9 protein-coding genes are annotated in these 15,097 nt (G+C 67.7%); 4 read left to right on the forward strand and 5 right to left on the reverse strand.

The features are described from left to right. Positions 1–17: 17 nt before the first annotated feature. Both Q664_RS08785 and Q664_RS08790 read left to right on the forward strand, forming a co-directional pair. Positions 18–1,511: a SpoVR family protein gene (locus Q664_RS08785; protein ID WP_043392120.1), complete on the forward strand. Its 1,494-nt coding sequence runs from the start codon at positions 18–20 to the stop codon at positions 1,509–1,511. Positions 1,512–1,712: 201 nt separating this feature from the next. Continuing rightward, a complete protein-coding gene (locus Q664_RS08790) occupies positions 1,713–2,885 on the forward strand; it encodes a peptidoglycan DD-metalloendopeptidase family protein (RefSeq protein ID WP_043392123.1) in 1,173 nt (390 codons plus the stop codon). Positions 2,886–3,127: 242 nt separating this feature from the next. On the opposite strand, the gene Q664_RS08795 is transcribed toward Q664_RS08790, so the two are convergent. Continuing rightward, a complete protein-coding gene (locus Q664_RS08795; RefSeq protein WP_043392125.1) occupies positions 3,128–3,751 on the reverse strand; it encodes a hypothetical protein in 624 nt (207 codons plus the stop codon). On the opposite strand from Q664_RS08795, the gene Q664_RS08800 reads away from it, so the two are divergent. Then, complete coding sequence (locus tag Q664_RS08800; RefSeq protein ID WP_043392128.1) at positions 3,741–4,127, forward strand: hypothetical protein; 387 nt, start codon at positions 3,741–3,743, stop codon at positions 4,125–4,127. The genes Q664_RS08795 and Q664_RS08800 overlap by 11 nt on opposite strands. A gap of 22 nt (positions 4,128–4,149) precedes the next feature. On the opposite strand, the gene Q664_RS08805 is transcribed toward Q664_RS08800, so the two are convergent. Next, positions 4,150–4,737, reverse strand: coding sequence for a TIGR02265 family protein (locus tag Q664_RS08805; RefSeq protein ID WP_043392130.1), 588 nt, complete (start codon positions 4,735–4,737; stop codon positions 4,150–4,152). A gap of 400 nt (positions 4,738–5,137) precedes the next feature. On the opposite strand from Q664_RS08805, the gene Q664_RS08810 reads away from it, so the two are divergent. Beyond that, positions 5,138–7,648: a glycogen/starch/alpha-glucan phosphorylase gene (locus Q664_RS08810; protein ID WP_043392132.1), complete on the forward strand. Its 2,511-nt coding sequence runs from the start codon at positions 5,138–5,140 to the stop codon at positions 7,646–7,648. 94 nt (positions 7,649–7,742) lie between these two features. Here the strand turns inward: Q664_RS08810 and Q664_RS08815 are convergent, their stop codons facing one another. The 3 genes from Q664_RS08815 to Q664_RS08825 all read right to left on the reverse strand — a co-directional run bounded on the left by Q664_RS08815 (position 7,743) and on the right by Q664_RS08825 (position 15,084). After that, positions 7,743–13,310, reverse strand: a complete 5,568-nt coding sequence (locus tag Q664_RS08815; protein WP_043392135.1) for a lamin tail domain-containing protein — start codon at positions 13,308–13,310, stop codon at positions 7,743–7,745. Between the two features lie 140 nt (positions 13,311–13,450). After that, entirely contained in the window at positions 13,451–14,251 is an 801-nt protein-coding gene (locus tag Q664_RS08820) for an SDR family oxidoreductase (RefSeq protein ID WP_043392137.1), read from the reverse strand. Positions 14,252–14,256: 5 nt separating this feature from the next. Further along, complete coding sequence (locus tag Q664_RS08825) at positions 14,257–15,084, reverse strand: crotonase/enoyl-CoA hydratase family protein (protein WP_043392139.1); 828 nt, start codon at positions 15,082–15,084, stop codon at positions 14,257–14,259. Positions 15,085–15,097: the final 13 nt, after the last annotated feature.

Raw genomic sequence — 15,097 nt, forward strand, 5'->3', positions numbered from 1 at the left:
GGTCCCTGGAGCTCGCGATGCCCAAGAGCCTCACCCCCGGACTCAGTAAGCTGAAAGAGGAAATCGAGGGCTACGCCCGCCAGTTCGGCCTCGACTTCTTCGAGACCATCTTCGAGGTGCTCACCTACGACGAGCTCAACATGGTGGCCTCCTACGGAGGCTTCCCCACGCGCTACCCTCACTGGCGCTGGGGCATGGAGTACGAGCAGCTGTCGAAGGGGTACGAGTACGGGCTCTCGAAAATCTACGAGCTCGTCATCAACAACGACCCCTGCTACGCGTACCTGCTGGAGAGCAACTCGGACGTGGATCAGAAGCTCGTGATGGCGCACGTGTACGGCCACTGCGACTTCTTCAAGAACAACTTCAGCTTCCGCCACACCAACCGCCGGATGATCGACGACATGGCGAACCACGCCACGCGCGTGCGCCGGTGGGTGGACAAGATTGGCGTGGAGAAGGTGGAGGACTTCATCGATCGGACGCTGTCGCTGGAGAACCTGATCGACCAGCACGCGCCGCACATCCGCCGCAACCCGGACCCCAAGCGGGCCGAGGACGAGATGAAGTCCAACGAGCGGGTGGAGGGCTTCAAGGTGGACCGCGAGTACATGCGCGGCTTCATCAACCCCGCCGAGTTCCTCGACAGCCAGCGCAAGAAGGTCGAGGACGAAAAGCTCAAGGCCAAGAAGTTCCCCGAGCGTCCACAGCGCGACGTGCTGATGTTCCTGCTGGAGCACGCGCCGCTGGAGCCGTGGGAGTCGGACGTGCTGTCCATCATCCGCGACGAGGCCTACTACTTCGCGCCGCAGGGCCAGACGAAGATCATGAACGAGGGGTGGGCCAGCTACTGGCACTCGACGATCATGACCCGGCGCGCGCTGAAGGATGACGAGGTCATCGACTACGCGGACCGGCACTCGGGCACGATGGGGACGAGGCCCGGAGCGCTCAACCCGTACAAGCTGGGCATCGAGCTGTGGCGGGACATCGAGGAGCGCTGGAACAAGGGCCGCTTCGGCAAGGAGTGGGACGAGTGCGATGACCTCCGGGCGCGCCGCTCCTGGGACAAGAAGCTGGGAGTGGGCCGGGAGAAGATCTTCGAGGTGCGCAAGCACTACAACGACATCACCTTCATCGACACGTTCCTGACGCCGGAGTTCGCGATCGAGCAGAAGCTGTTCGTGTACGGCTTCAACGAGAAGAGGAACTCGTGGGAGATTTTGGACCGTGAGTTCCGGAAGGTGAAGAACAAGCTGTTGCAGGGGCTGACGAACTTCGGGCAGCCGATCATCGAGGTGGTGGACGGCAACTACGAGAACCGGGGCGAGCTGCTGCTGGCGCACAAGCACGACGGGCAGGACTTGAAGGGGGACTACGCGCGAGAGACGTTGCGCAACCTCCAGTCGTTGTGGCGGCGGCCCACGTGCATCATCACGCGCTACGACAACAAGGGCGTGCTGTTGCGGTTCGACGGGCAGAACCACACCGAGAAGAAGATCGACCTGTAGCCCCGTCGTTGAAACCCTCGCCCACCACCCCTCTCCCCCCGGGAGAGGGACGGGGTGAGGGTGCCTGGCTCCCGGGTTCCCCCCGTGCCGGAAAACCACCGTTCCCCTGAATCATCCGGGGCAGCCAGGTAACCGAGCCCGCAGTAACAGCGGCCAGAAGTTAGGCACAGGCCTGTAGCTCCACTACACTGCGCGGGCCCCATGAGACTCGCCACTGCCGTCGTGTGCCTGGGCCTGCTGCTGGCCGCGCCCTTCGCCGAAGCGTCGACCGTCCGTTACACCGTGAAGAACCGCCGCATCGAGCCCAACCAGCCGATGGCGGTGGCGCTGCAGGAGGCGGGACTGCCGCCGGAGCAGGTGGGGGCGGTGATCTCCGCGCTCGAGGGCGTGTTCGACTTCCGCAAGTCGCGGGTGGGAGATCAGTTCCGCCTGGTCATCCGCGAGGGCGAGCTGGACTTCTTCGACTACCGGCAGAGCACGGTGGACGAGTGGCAGGTGCGCCGGGACGGAGACAAGTACGTCGGCAGCAAGCGCTCCATCGAGGTGGAGAAGCAGGTGGGGCTCGTTTCCCTGGAGATCAACAACTCGCTCTACGAGGCGGCGCTGGAGGCGGGCGAGGATCCGATCATCGGCATGGTGCTGGCGGACGTGTTCGCCTGGGACATCGACTTCTACCGGGACGTGCGCCGGGGGGACCGGGCGCGGGCGCTGGTGGAGAAGTTCGTCTCCAAGGGGCGGATTCTCCGTTACGGCGAGGTGCTGGCGGCCACGTACGAGGGCGAGTCGGTGGGCACCAAGCGGGTGTTCCGCTACGAGCTGCCGGACGGCAAGGCCAGCTTCTTCCAGGAGGACGGGGCGAGCGCGCGCAAGGCCTTCCTCAAGAGCCCGCTGAAGTACGCGCACGTCACCAGCCGGTTCGGCAGCCGGGTGCACCCGGTGCTCAAGTACGTGAAGGCGCACAACGGCGTGGACTACGCGGCGTCTATTGGCACGCCGGTGTGGGCCGTGGCCGACGGCACCGTCACCGTGGCGCACAACACCGGCGCGGGCGGCAACACCGTGTGCCTGCGCCACACCAACGGCTTCGAGACCTGCTACCTGCACCTGTCCAAGTACGGCGCCGGTGTGCGCGCGGGCGCCCGCGTCAGCCAGAAGCAGGTCATCGCCTACTCGGGCAACACCGGCCGCAGCACCGGCCCCCACCTGCACTACGCCCTCAAGCGCAACGGCGGCTTCGTCAACCCGCTCAACCAGAATTTCCCGCGCACGGAGCCGCTGCCCAAGAACCTGCTCCCGGACTTCCGCGCCAAGGTGGCTCCGCTGGCCCAGCAGCTCGACGCCGTGTCCGTCGCCTCGGCGAGCAGCCAGCCGTAGATTTTTCCAGCCTGACCTGAAATGTAGGGTTGCACCTTACTTCCCCGTCTCACCGAAAAACCGGGGAAACGTGCAGGCCCTGTATTTCTGGGCCGACCTGTCTGATAGGATGGGGTGTTGCCTCGCGTCATCTCCCCCTCAAACCCCCCCAAGACAGAATGTCCGCCATCGCCGAGTTCATCCAGACGGCCGAGGAGCTCCATCGTGGGCTCGTCCGGATCAGTGAAGAATTGCAGCAAGGTCTACCCGAGCGCCTGGCGCGCTTTCCGAGGGACCCACAGCAGCGCCAGGCCATGCAGGAGGAGCAGGCCGCGCTGCTGAAGAAGCGCATCCCGGAAGTCAGCGCCTGGCTGGACAGCCACTTCGCCAGGCTCACCGAGCTGGACATCCACCTCACGGACGAGGAGCGCGAGCGGGCGCTGGAGCACCACCGCTCGGCCGTGCAGCCCTACTTCCTGCAGAGCCCCTTCGTGCGGCGCGCCGTGGACAAGCCCCTGGGCTACCCGGGTGACTACGTCACGGTGGAGATGATCTTCGACAGCGAGGACCGGGGCGTGTCCACCCTGGCCCGGATCCTGACGCACTACTCCATCAACTGTGGGCCGGGGAAGGCACACCGGGCACGCGTCCCCTGGCTGCTCGGCCACCTGCACCGCCATACCCAGACGCTGGGGCGGCCCCTGCGCGTGCTGTCCTTCGCCTGCGGCCCCGAGCACACGCTGCGCGAGTACACCGCCCTGGGCGGCACGGGCTCCTTCACCCTGTGCGACTTCGATCCGGCCCCGCTGGACTTCAACCGCCGCCAGTTCGAGAAGCTCGCGCGCCTGCCGCGCAACGGCGTGCCCCCGCCCGACGGTGACCTTCACCCAGCTGTCCACCTACCAGCTGCTGCGCCACCGCGACGCCCCGGCCACGCTGCGCCACAAGGACGGGCCCATGGACATCATCGTCGCCGCGGGCATCCTCGACTACCTCAAGGACAACGTCATCGCCCGCTTCCTGGACACCATGGGCTCGCTGCTCGCCCCCGGTGGCCTGCTGCTGCTGACGAACCTGCACCAGGAGAACCCCTGGCGCTCCTTCATGGAGTACGTCTGCGACTGGCACGTCATCCACCGCACCCAGGCCCAGTTCCAGGTGGTCTGCGAGGGCCCGCCCGCGCGCAACATCAAGACGGTGGAGAACATCACCGACGCGGAGTCCAACACCAACATCTTCTGGGCCGGGCAGAAGCAGCGCTGAGCCCGCGGGGACGCGCCGGCCCTCAGTCGTACTCGAAGAGGTACTGCGAGTGGTTGAGCGCCAGGGCCGTCCCCGTCACCTTGCCGTTGCCCCTCATCACGCGCACGGCCTCGGTGAGCGTGCCCTCGTGGAAGTAGATGGGCTGCATGTCGCCCTTGTAGTCCAGCCGGAAGCGGTTGGGCCCCAGGTCCTCGAAGGTGCGCTTTCCGTAGCTCACCAGCGTGGAATACACGGTGTCCACCGAGGTGAAGAGCCGCTTGGGATCGTTCATGCCAATGAGCTTCACCAGCGTGTTGCCCACGTAGGACTTGAAGAAGCCCGTCGCCGTGGAGGCCCCGCACGCCCGGATGGCATCCTCCACCGACGGGTAGTGCGGCTCCAGGATGTCCGCAGCCGCGTAGATGAGCCGCAGGAAGTCCGCCACCGGATAGGAGAAGAAATCCACCGGCATCTTCGTCACCCGGAGCTGCTGCAACAGCCGCTCCGTGCCCGCACTCCCCGCCCGCTCGTCCACCAGCCCGTACACCGACTTGAAGATGAAGCCACGTACGGTGTCCTCGGGCCTGCAGATCGCGATCCGCTGAGCGAGGTCGTTCTTGTCACTAGGCATGAAAGAACCTTCCGGGTTCCAGGCCGGGGGCAGGACCTGGATGCGCGCCCTTCTCTACCAGAGTCCTCGCCTGATCGGCGAGGTCTCTCCACTCGCGCCAGCCGCGATGGGGCACCCGCCCCTCTCGGCGAGCCCACTGCCGCCCGCCCTGCATGAGGGGCCCCCGTCTCCGGGCCGCCAGGGCTGGCGAGAGACCCGCACCGTTCCCTGAAAACCCCGCGAGGCGGGACGGGGAATTCCGACTCACGTTCGTTCCGGAAGTGCCCGCCCGCTCTGGGAGCACGCATTTTTTCTTTCGGTGCGGGATGGAGCGGTGACAGATACCCTGGCAAGCCCCGCGCACCGCCTGACGGCGGGCGCATGACGACACCTGATTCACCGAACGAAGAGCTCCACGCATATGTCCACCCTCGCACCCGTCGATCCGCCGCCCACCTCCGCGTCCGACTCGCAGGACTCGGGGCGTGAGCCCAGCCGCACCGGGCTGGACCCGCGCAACGTGCGCCGAGGCGTGCTCGAGCACGTCCGATTCTCGCGCGGCAAGAACCCGGAGACGGCCACCGCCCACGACCGCTTCATGGCCCTGGCCCTCGCCGTGCGCGATCGGCTCGCGGACCGCTGGGTCCGCACCGCCCGCACCTACTACGAGCAGGACGTGAAGCGCGCCTATTACCTCAGCGCCGAGTACCTGCTGGGGCGCGCGCTGGGCAACAACCTCATCAACATCGGCATGTACGAGGCCGCCGAGCAGGCCATGCGCGAGATGGGCGTGGATCTGTCCACCCTCGTCGAGATGGAGCCGGACGCGGGCCTCGGCAACGGTGGCCTGGGCCGTCTGGCCGCCTGCTTCCTCGACTCGCTGGCCACGCTGGGCTACCCCGGCATGGGCTACGGCATCCGCTACGAGTTCGGCATCTTCACCCAGGACATCGTCGACGGCTACCAGGTGGAGCGCGCCGACGAGTGGCTGAAGTTCGGCAACCCCTGGGAGATCGTCCGGCCGGAGAAGGCGGTGCCGGTGCGCTTCTTCGGGCGCGTGGAGCACCACCAGGGCGCGGACGGCCGGCCCGTGGCTCGCTGGGTGGGCGGCAAGACGGTCATCGGCGTGCCCTTCGACACGCCCATCGCCGGCTACGGCAACAACACCGTCAACACCCTGCGGCTGTGGCAGGCGCGCGCCAGCGAGGAGTTCGATCTGCTCCTCTTCAACGCCGGTGACTACGAGCGCTCGGTGGTGGAGAAGAACGACTCGGAGGTCATCTCCAAGGTCCTCTACCCCAACGACGCCTTCCAGGCCGGCAAGGAGCTGCGCCTCAAGCAGCAGTACTTCTTCGTCGCCTGCTCCATCGCGGACATCGTCCGGCGCTACCTGAAGAGCCACACGGACTTCCGGGACTTCCCCAACAAGGCGGCCATCCAGCTCAATGACACCCACCCGGCCATCGCCGTGGCCGAGCTGATGCGCGTCTTCGTGGACGAGAAGCGTCTGCCGTGGGACGAGGCCTTCGCCATCACCCAGGCCACCTTCGGCTACACCAACCACACGCTCCTGGCCGAGGCCATGGAGAAGTGGCCCGCCACGCTCTTCGAGCGGCTGCTGCCCCGCCACCTCGAAATCATCTACGAGATCAACCACCGCTTCCTGCGGCAGGTGCAGATCCGCTACCCGTTCGACAACGACCGGATGCGGCGGATGAGCCTGGTGGAGGAGGGCCCGGACAAGAAGATCCGCATGGCGCACCTGGCGGTGGTGGGCAGCCACAGCGTCAACGGCGTGGCCGAGCTGCACAGCAACCTGCTCAAGCGCGACGTGCTCCCGGACTTCGCGGAGATGTTCCCCGAGCGCTTCAACAACAAGACCAACGGCGTGACGCCCCGCCGCTGGCTCTCGTGGAGCAACCCGCGCCTGGCGAAGCTGATTACGAGCCGCATCGGCGGGGAGTGGGCCACGGACCTGGATCAGCTCCAGAAGCTGGCGCCGCTGGCCGAGGACGCGGAGTTCCGCAAGGCCTTCGCCGAGGTGAAGAAGCAGAACAAGCAGGACCTGGCCCGCTACCTGCGCGACACCTGCCAGGTGGACCTGAACCCCAACGCCATCTTCGACGTGCAGATCAAGCGCCTGCACGAGTACAAGCGCCAGCTGCTCAACGCGCTGCACATCGTGTCGCTGTGGATGAAGGCGCGGAGGGATCCGAGCACCATCGTCGCCCCGCGGGTGTTCCTGTTCGGAGCCAAGGCGGCGCCGGGCTACCACGAGGCCAAGCTCATCATCCGCCTCATCAACGGCATCGCCGAGGTGGTCAACAGCGACGCGGGCACCACGGGCCTGCAGGTGCTGTTCGTGCCCAACTACCGGGTGAGCCTCGCCGAGCGCATCATCCCGGCCACGGACGTGTCCGAGCAGATCTCCACCGCGGGAATGGAGGCCTCCGGCACGGGCAACATGAAGTTCATGATGAACGGCGCGCTCACGCTGGGCACGCTGGACGGCGCCAACGTGGAGATCCGCCAGGCGGTGGGGGACGAGAACTTCTTCCTCTTCGGCCTCACGGTGGACGAGGTGCTCGCCCGCAAGCGCGCCGGCTACAAGCCGCGCGAGGAGTACGAGCGCAACGTGGAGCTGCGCGAGGCGTTGGATCTCATCGCCTCGGGCTTCTTCTCGCCGGAGGACAAGCACCTCTACAAGCCGCTGGTGGACGGCCTGCTCAACGAGGACCGCTACCTGCTGCTGGCGGACTTCGCCGCGTACGCGGCCCGGCAGCAGGACGTGGCGCGGGTCTACAAGGACCAGGAGAAGTGGACGCGCATGGCCATCCACAACGTGGCCCAGGCCGGCATCTTCTCCTCGGACCGCACCATCAAGCAGTACGCCGAGGAGATCTGGCGGGTGAAGCAGACGCCCATCCCCTGAGCGGCCGGAGGGCTTCGGCTCGAGGCTGAAAACGAGAGGCCGCCCCGGAAACCCCGGAGCGGCCTCTTTTCACATCCGATGAACGAGCCGAGCGCTACGGGAGCTCAGCGGGGCTCGCGGAGTTCTGCGGCTGACGCACCGTGCGAATCACGAAGTCATTCGCATTGTTGTCCGAGTCGGTGCCGTTGCCACGGTCGGCGTCGGCACCACCCACCGCCATGGTCGCGGCGGTGGAGGTGGTGTACGCCTTGCGCTCGTAGCTGCCACCCGCGGGCACCGTTCCCGTGATGGGAGCACCCTCGGGGGAGTCCGCGGTGGAGCCATAACCCACCGTGTCCACCGCCAGCGGATCCGACTTGGCCGTGCTGATGCCCGGCCTGCCGAGACGGAGGTGGCCCACGGATCCACCCAGGGCCAGCGTGCTACCGGAGCTCACATCGCCGCTCACGGTACCGACGTAGGTGCTAGCCGTCACCAGCAGGTAGCTGCGGGCGGCGATCTTCGTGCCCGCCGGGAAGATGTAGGCCGTCGAGTTGTACGTGCTGCCGGCGGCCGACTTGTATTGGAGCTTCCAGTCGGACAGGTCCACTTCGGCGTCGGTCGGGTTGTAGAGCTCGTAGAACTCGTCATTGTGGACGGTCCCCGCCACGGCGAACTCGCTGATGACCACGTGATCGGTCAGGACCGGAGACGCCGGCTTGATGACCGTCACGCTCCCGTAGGTGCCGGCCGGGGGCGAGACCGGGCCACCCTGGTCGCAATACACGTAGGAGCCGTAGCTGCCCGTGGCCGTGTTCCAGAGCCGGTAGCGGAAGCCGTAGTGGTACGTGCCCGCCGTGGGGATGTTCAGCGTGCCCAGCACCTCGTCGTTGTTGCTGGACGAGCTGGAGTAGCCCCCGTTGGGCAGCGCCGCCGTCCACGTCCAGCCCGCCGGGTCGGCGGAATCCGTGCCGTAGCCCAGCTCGGCGGCCACGTGCGGGTAGTAATCGTTCCCCGTCGTGTTCCGGTCGGTGACGCTCGCGCCGTAGAACTGGCTGTAGATGGGCCACGAGGTGCCCGTGTCCACGGTGGCCGGGTAGTCGGTGCCCTCCGGGAACGTCTTCGGGTACTGGATGTTGCACCAATCCAGCGCCGGGACGTCCGGCATGCCGCAGGTGGAGTTGCGGGCGTTGGGCGTGCCCAGGTCACCCCCCTCCACGAGCGGCGCCTCCGAGTCGCACCAGTACCAGGGATACGCCGAGGACTTGGTCCCCACCACCACCGCCGAGAGGTTCATGGACCTGCCCAGCGTCTGCGGGAAGGACGGCGTGTACTGGAAGTCCTCCACCGTGGCCGCGCCCTGGTTGAGCACGAGCCGGCCCGAGCCCTCCAGGTTCAGGTCGGTGCCATACTGGTAGTCGGCGGAGACCCCACCGTTGGTGGCGCGGTCCTTGTTCTGCGCCAGCACGAAAGTGCCCTTGCGGTCGATGATCAGCGGCGTGCCACCGGAGCTCACGGTGATGGAAGACGTGATGCTCGCGCTGTTCCGGTAGAGCACCGAGAGCCCATTGATGTTGAGCAGGTTGCCGGTGTTGTTCGTCAGCTCGATGTACTCGGTGATGCTGGCCGACGAGGGCGAGTGCATCACCTCGGAGATGCTCAGCTGGTTGGCACCGGGAGCGGCCGCCGTGTCGCACGCCTCCTTGAAGCAGACGGCGTTGGTGCCCGGGCAGGCCGTGGTCGTCTGCGACTCCTTGCAGGTGGCGGTGTTGTCCACGTCGACGCACGTCTCCGAGGTCTCGATTCGCGACACACCATCCGGAGCGCAGGTGGAGCTCGGCGGCGCGCAGGCGTGGCCCTCGCACGGGTTCGCGTTCGTCGCCGTGCTCAGGCTGGAGACGGCCGTGTTGCCCGCGTCGTCGATGACCTTCAGCTGGAAGTAGTAGGTCGTGCTGGGGGTCAGCCCGGCGACGAGCACCGACTCCTCGGACCCCGGGGCCAGCGGCTCGTCCAGGGACACCGACGAGATGGCGCCAGCGGGCGCGGTCTCGACGGGGACGGTCGCGTAGAGCAGTTCATGGCTGGAGGCGGTGCCCTCCAGGCCGTCATCACCCACGGCCGTCCACTTCAGCTCCACCTGGATGCTCGTCTTGCCCGTCATGCTGAGCGTCACGGCCGCCGGAGCGGTGTCATCCACGATGGTGAACGTGTTGCTGGTAGCACCGTCCAGCACCCCACCCACGGCCTCGAGCCGGAAGCCCGTGCCCTGCTGGTCCACGGTGAGGCCGGAGAAGGTCGCGATGCCATTCACGGGCTTCATGGTCAGCGAGCCGCCGCCGAGCACGGCCGCGGGGTTGCCGCCGCTCAGGCCCAGCGTGATGTCCGGCGCGTCCACGTCGAGCACGTTGTCGAACGCGTCCGTGACGGCCACGGTCACCGCCGCCAGCGCCGTGCGCACCTTGCCATTCGCGGGCTGGTCGCGGAACACGAGCTTCCGGGCGGGGCCGGCATTGACCATGAGAGAGGAAGCCGTATCCGCCAGGAAGGCCCGGGCGAGGTCCTTCACGGACAGCGACTGCTCGCCCGCGGTCTTCAGCGTCACGGAGAAGACCTTGTGGCCAGCATCCGCGCTGGTGAGCTCGCCGCTGGCGGGAGGCACCAGCTTCGGGTCGCTCGAGGTGAAGCCGAGGGTGCCCGTGTAGCCGGTGGCAACGTTGCCGTAGGCGTCCTTCAGGGTCACGTCGACGGTGAAGGCGACACCCGCCTCCAGCGGCGTGGAGGGCGCCACCATCACGAGCGAGGAAGCCGGGGCGTGGGAGACCGACACGGTGTGCGAGGCGGTCAGGCCCGCCGTGTCCGTCACGGTGATCGTCGTGGAGACGGCCTTCTCCAGCGTGAAGTCGAAGCGGCGGCTGCCCTCGTCCGCGAGGGCGAACGTGTAGGACGCGGGGCCAGAGGAGCCCTCCGCATCCACGGAGAAGGTCACCTCGCGGGTGTAGTCCTTCACCGCGTTGTCATAGGAATCCAGGACGGTGACCTTCAGGGACAGCGGGCTGCCCGCCTCCACGGAGGCCGGAGCCTCCAGCACGAAGCGCGCCGCCGAGAGCCACCTCACCGAGGTGTCGGCCTTGGCCTGGAGCGCCGCGACGGCCTTGTCCTGCACCGTGACGGACTGCGCGCCCGCGGACAGCAGCTTCACCGGGAACGTCTTGATGCCACTGTCCGTGGTGGTGAAGGTGTACTCCGACGCCAGGGTGGCCCTGCTGTCGGTGGAGCTCAACACCACCGTGCCGGTGTAACCGGTGACGCGGTTGCCGAAGCCGTCCCGCACCTCGACCGTGAGATCGGACGTCACCCCCGCGTCCACCGCGGCCGGCAGCCCCGTCAACAGCAGCGTGGTGGGCTCCCCATGGCCCACCACCGTGTGCAACGTGGCGTCCAGGCCCGGGGCGGACACCGTGAGGCTCTGCTCGCCCGGAGTACGCAGCTTCACGTGCTCGAAGGCGTGCTGGCCCTTGTCGGCGGCGACGAAGGCATAGGGCGCCGGCTTGTCGGCGGCGGCGTCGCTGGAGGAGAAGGACACCGTACCGGTGTAGTCCTCGGCGGCGTTGCCGAAGGCGTCGCGCACCGTCACCGTCACCGTGTTGTCGGCGCCAGCGATCGTCGTCGAGCCCAGCCCCGCCAGCTCCAGCTGCACGGCCCCGGCGTTGGAGATGTCGAAGGGAGTGCTGTTGTCGGGAGTGAGATCGGGCGAGGAGGCCGTCAGCCTGTAGCCCCTACCCGCCTTGTCGATCCGGACATCCGAGAAGGTCGCCACGCCATTGTCCGACGTCGCGGTGAAGGGACCGAAGCCCGTGGTGCCCACCACCGTCAGCGTCACCGCCACGGCGGCGTTGTCCACGCGCACCCCGGCGGCGTCACGAACCTCCACCTTGATGGGGGCCAGCGCCACGCCGGCCTTCCCGCTCCCCGGCTGCTCGATGAAGGCGAGCTGGGTGGCGGTCAGGTTCTTCGTGGAGGCCATGAGCGTGTCCGAGCGCACCGCGTTGCCACTGTTGTCCGTCACCTTCAGGGCCACGTAGTAGGTCGTGTTGGAGGTGAGGCCGGAGATGAGCGCGGAGCGCGTGGTGTCGGACGACGAGGGCGGCGCCACCGCCACGGGGGTGGCCCCATTGAAATCCGCCTCCGTGACGATGTTGGACGAGGCGTAGCGCAGCTCGTAGCTGGCCGGCGTGCCGAGCATCCCGTCATCGCCCACCGCCGCCCAGGAGACGGTGATGGACGTGGGCGTGTTGGCCGTCTGGGCCAGCTCCGGCTTCGCGGGCGGCACATTGTCGATGATGTCGAAGGCGTTGCTGGGCACGGAGCCCAGGCCCGGGGCCGAGGCCGTCAGCACGTAACCCGTGTCCTCCTCGGCGATGGAGAGGCCCGGGAAGGAAGCCAGGCCATCCACCGGCATGGCGCTGCCGAGGTCCGTCACCCGCCCCTCCTTGTTGGCGGTGAGCGTCACCGTGGGAGCACTGGTCTGCACCCGGTTGCCGAACGCGTCCGTCAGCGCCACCTGCACGCTGAAGATCGCGCGCACCGAGCGGTTGGGCAGCGTCTCGGTGAAGGCGAGCGTCGACAGGGCCGCCGGCACCACGGACAGCTCCACCGAGGAGGTGAAGGCCGCCGTCGCCGTATCCGTCACCGTCAGCCGCCGGGCGCCCGCGCGCCTCGCGATGATGCCCGTGAAGGTGTGACGGCCCGCGTCCGTCGAGGTGAACGTGTACTCCGGCGGCAGCGTGTCCGTGCCCTCTTCCGAGGTGAAGCGCACCGTGCCGGTGTAGCTGGCCGCGTCGTTGCCAAAGGCATCCTGGACGGAGACATCGACGCTCTGCGCGACCCCCGCCGTCACGGGCATGCCCGAGTGGCTCACCCTCAGCGAAGCGGGCGAGGCGGACGCCACGTCGAAGGCGCCGCTCGTCGCGCCCGTGAGGCTCTCGGAGCTCGCCACCAGCGTGTAGTCCCGCGCGGCCTTCTCGATCACCAGGTCCGTGAAGCGCGCCACGCCATTCACCGCCGCCACCGTCAACGTCCCCTTCAGGGTGGCCGTCGCCGGACCAGCGCTCAGGGCCACCGTCACCGGGCCCGTGGCGTCGCTCAGCGTCTCGCCGTCGGCATTCTGGATGGCGACCTCGAAGGCGCCCAGCGCCGCGCCCGCCGTCCCGGAGGAAGGCGCCGCGGTGAAGGCCAGCCTGGAAGCGGGCAGGCGGACGAACTCGACGGTAGGCCGCGACGACAGCGTCACCGCGCCGCCCTCGGCCTCCACCGACACCGTCACCATCTTCACGCCCACCGCCGTGGACACCAGCTTCGCGCTCGCCTGGCCCTGCGCGTCGGTGGAGCCGGGCTGCGTCACCGTGTTGCCCTCACCGGAGACCACCACCTGCACCGTCCGGCCCGACAACGGCGTGCCGTCCTCCTTGCGCACCGTCACCTGGATGTCGACGGCGTCCTCACCGTTGGCCCGGACCCCCACGGACCTGCTCACCGTGACCGTCGAGCTGTCCGCGTCCGGCATCTCCCGCGCCGGTGGATTGGTGACGGGATCTCCACAACCCCCACCGCAACCCACGGATAGACCAAACAACAACACACTCCACGCGACCAGCCGCGCGAAGGTGGGGGGGCCATGCATCATGGACAACTCCAGATAAAGGGGGAACAGCGCCCGCCGATCACAGCAGGCACGGTTCTGTATCCTACCAGATACCCTCTACCTGTAAAAACTCAGCGACAAGGGAAACAGCAGGCTGTCTCCTCCGCCAGGCCGGGCTCTTCTCACATTCCCATGGCCTGGAGCATGAGACCGGAACCGAGCAGCGACTGGCCTCCATCACAGACCATGATGGAGCCCGTGATGTATGACGCCGCATCGGATGCCAGGAAAAGCGCGAGTTGCGCGATGTCTTGCTTTGTCCCGAAACGCTGCAATGGAAGGGCGCGGGTGAGCTTCTCGCGAGTCTCGTCACCGGGAGCGAGCCGGCGCATACCCTCGGTGTCTTCGATGGGACCCGGGGTGATGGAGTTGATGCGCACGCCCGCCCCACCCCACTCGATGGCGAGGGTGCGGGTGATCATGTCCACGCCGGCCTTGGCGGCGCAGACGTGGGCCTGCATGGCCATGGGCAGGTAGGCCTGGGGCGCGGAGATGTTGAGCACGCAGGCGCCCGGCTTGCGCAGGTGCTCGAAGGCGGCGCGGCAGGCGTTGAAGGTGCCCAGCACGTCGATCTCCAGCACCGACTTGAAGCCATTGGAAGACATCCCGATGGCGGGCGCGGGGAAGTTGCCGGCGGCGCCGCACACGAGGATGTCCAGCTCCCCGTACGCATCGCGCGCCGACTGGAAGGCCTTCTCCACGGACTCGTAGTTGCGCACGTCCGCGGCCAGGCCCATGGCGGTGCCGTGCTGCTGGAGCCCCTTCACGGCGGCCTCCAGCTTCTCCACGTTGCGGCCGTTGATGACGACCTTGGCCCCGGCCTTCACGAACGCCTCGGCGATGCCGAGGTTGATGCCGCTGCTGCCACCGGTGATGAACGCCACCTTGCCCTGGAGCAGCCCCGGCTTGAACACGTCCGACATGTGATTCATCTCCCTTGGAAACGCGGAGTCCTGCGCTCGGCGAACGCGGCGAAGGCCTCGGCGAGGTCATGCGACTGAAGGAAGGCGGAGTTCCACACCGCCACGTAGCGCAGTCCGTCCGCCACGGACTTGTCCGCGCAATACTCCATCACCTGCTTGGCGCCCTGGACCACGAGCGGCGGGTTGTCGGCGATCTTCCGCGCGGTGGCGCGCGCCGCGGCCAGCAGCTCCTCGGGGGTGGCGAAGACCTGGTTCACCAGCCCCATCTGGAGGGCCCGGTCCGCGTCCACGTCCCCGCCGGTATAGGCGAGCTCACGGGCATTGCCCTCGCCGATGATGCGCGGCAGCCGTTGCAGGGCGCCGAGGTCCGCGGTGATGCCCACGCGCACCTCGCGCAGGGAGAACTTCGCCTCGCGCGAGCAGTAGCGGAAGTCGCACGCGGCGATGAGATCGATGCCACCGCCGATGCACCAACCATGCACCGCGGCGAGCACGGGCTTGCGGCAGCGGGCGAGCCCCTCGGAGGCGGCCTGCATCTTCTCGATGAGCTGGAGCAGCTTCGAGCGCTCGAGCGCGAGGTTGCCCTCGCCGAGGATGAGCGGCCCGAGCGACTCCGTCATCGCCATCAGGTCCAGGCCGTAGGTGAAGTTCGCGCCGTCGCCTCGCAGGAGGATGACGCGAACCGAATCATCCGCGTCGAGGGCCCGGAGCGCCTCGGGCATCTCGCGCCAGAAGTCGGGCCCGAGCGAATTGCCCTTGCCCGGACCGATGAGCACCAGCTCGGCGATGCCGTCCGCCTGCTCGATGCGAAGAGACTGGTATGCCGCCGTCATTCAGGCCCTCCCT

Source organism: Archangium violaceum Cb vi76, from assembly GCF_000733295.1.
In the GTDB taxonomy this organism is placed as follows: Bacteria; Myxococcota; Myxococcia; order Myxococcales; family Myxococcaceae; genus Archangium; species Archangium violaceum.

Excerpts from the sequence above, each read along its gene's own strand:
- Q664_RS08785 (WP_043392120.1), top strand. The coding sequence starts at position 18 with ATGCCCAAGAGCCTCACCCCCGGACTCAGTAAGCTGAAAGAGGAAATC.
- Q664_RS08790 (WP_043392123.1), top strand. The coding sequence starts at position 1,713 with ATGAGACTCGCCACTGCCGTCGTGTGCCTGGGCCTGCTGCTGGCCGCG.
- Q664_RS08805 (WP_043392130.1), bottom strand. The coding sequence starts at position 4,737 with ATGCCTAGTGACAAGAACGACCTCGCTCAGCGGATCGCGATCTGCAGG.
- Q664_RS08810 (WP_043392132.1), top strand. The coding sequence starts at position 5,138 with ATGTCCACCCTCGCACCCGTCGATCCGCCGCCCACCTCCGCGTCCGAC.
- Q664_RS08815 (WP_043392135.1), bottom strand. The coding sequence starts at position 13,310 with ATGATGCATGGCCCCCCCACCTTCGCGCGGCTGGTCGCGTGGAGTGTG.
- Q664_RS08820 (WP_043392137.1), bottom strand. The coding sequence starts at position 14,251 with ATGTCGGACGTGTTCAAGCCGGGGCTGCTCCAGGGCAAGGTGGCGTTC.
- Q664_RS08825 (WP_043392139.1), bottom strand. The coding sequence starts at position 15,084 with ATGACGGCGGCATACCAGTCTCTTCGCATCGAGCAGGCGGACGGCATC.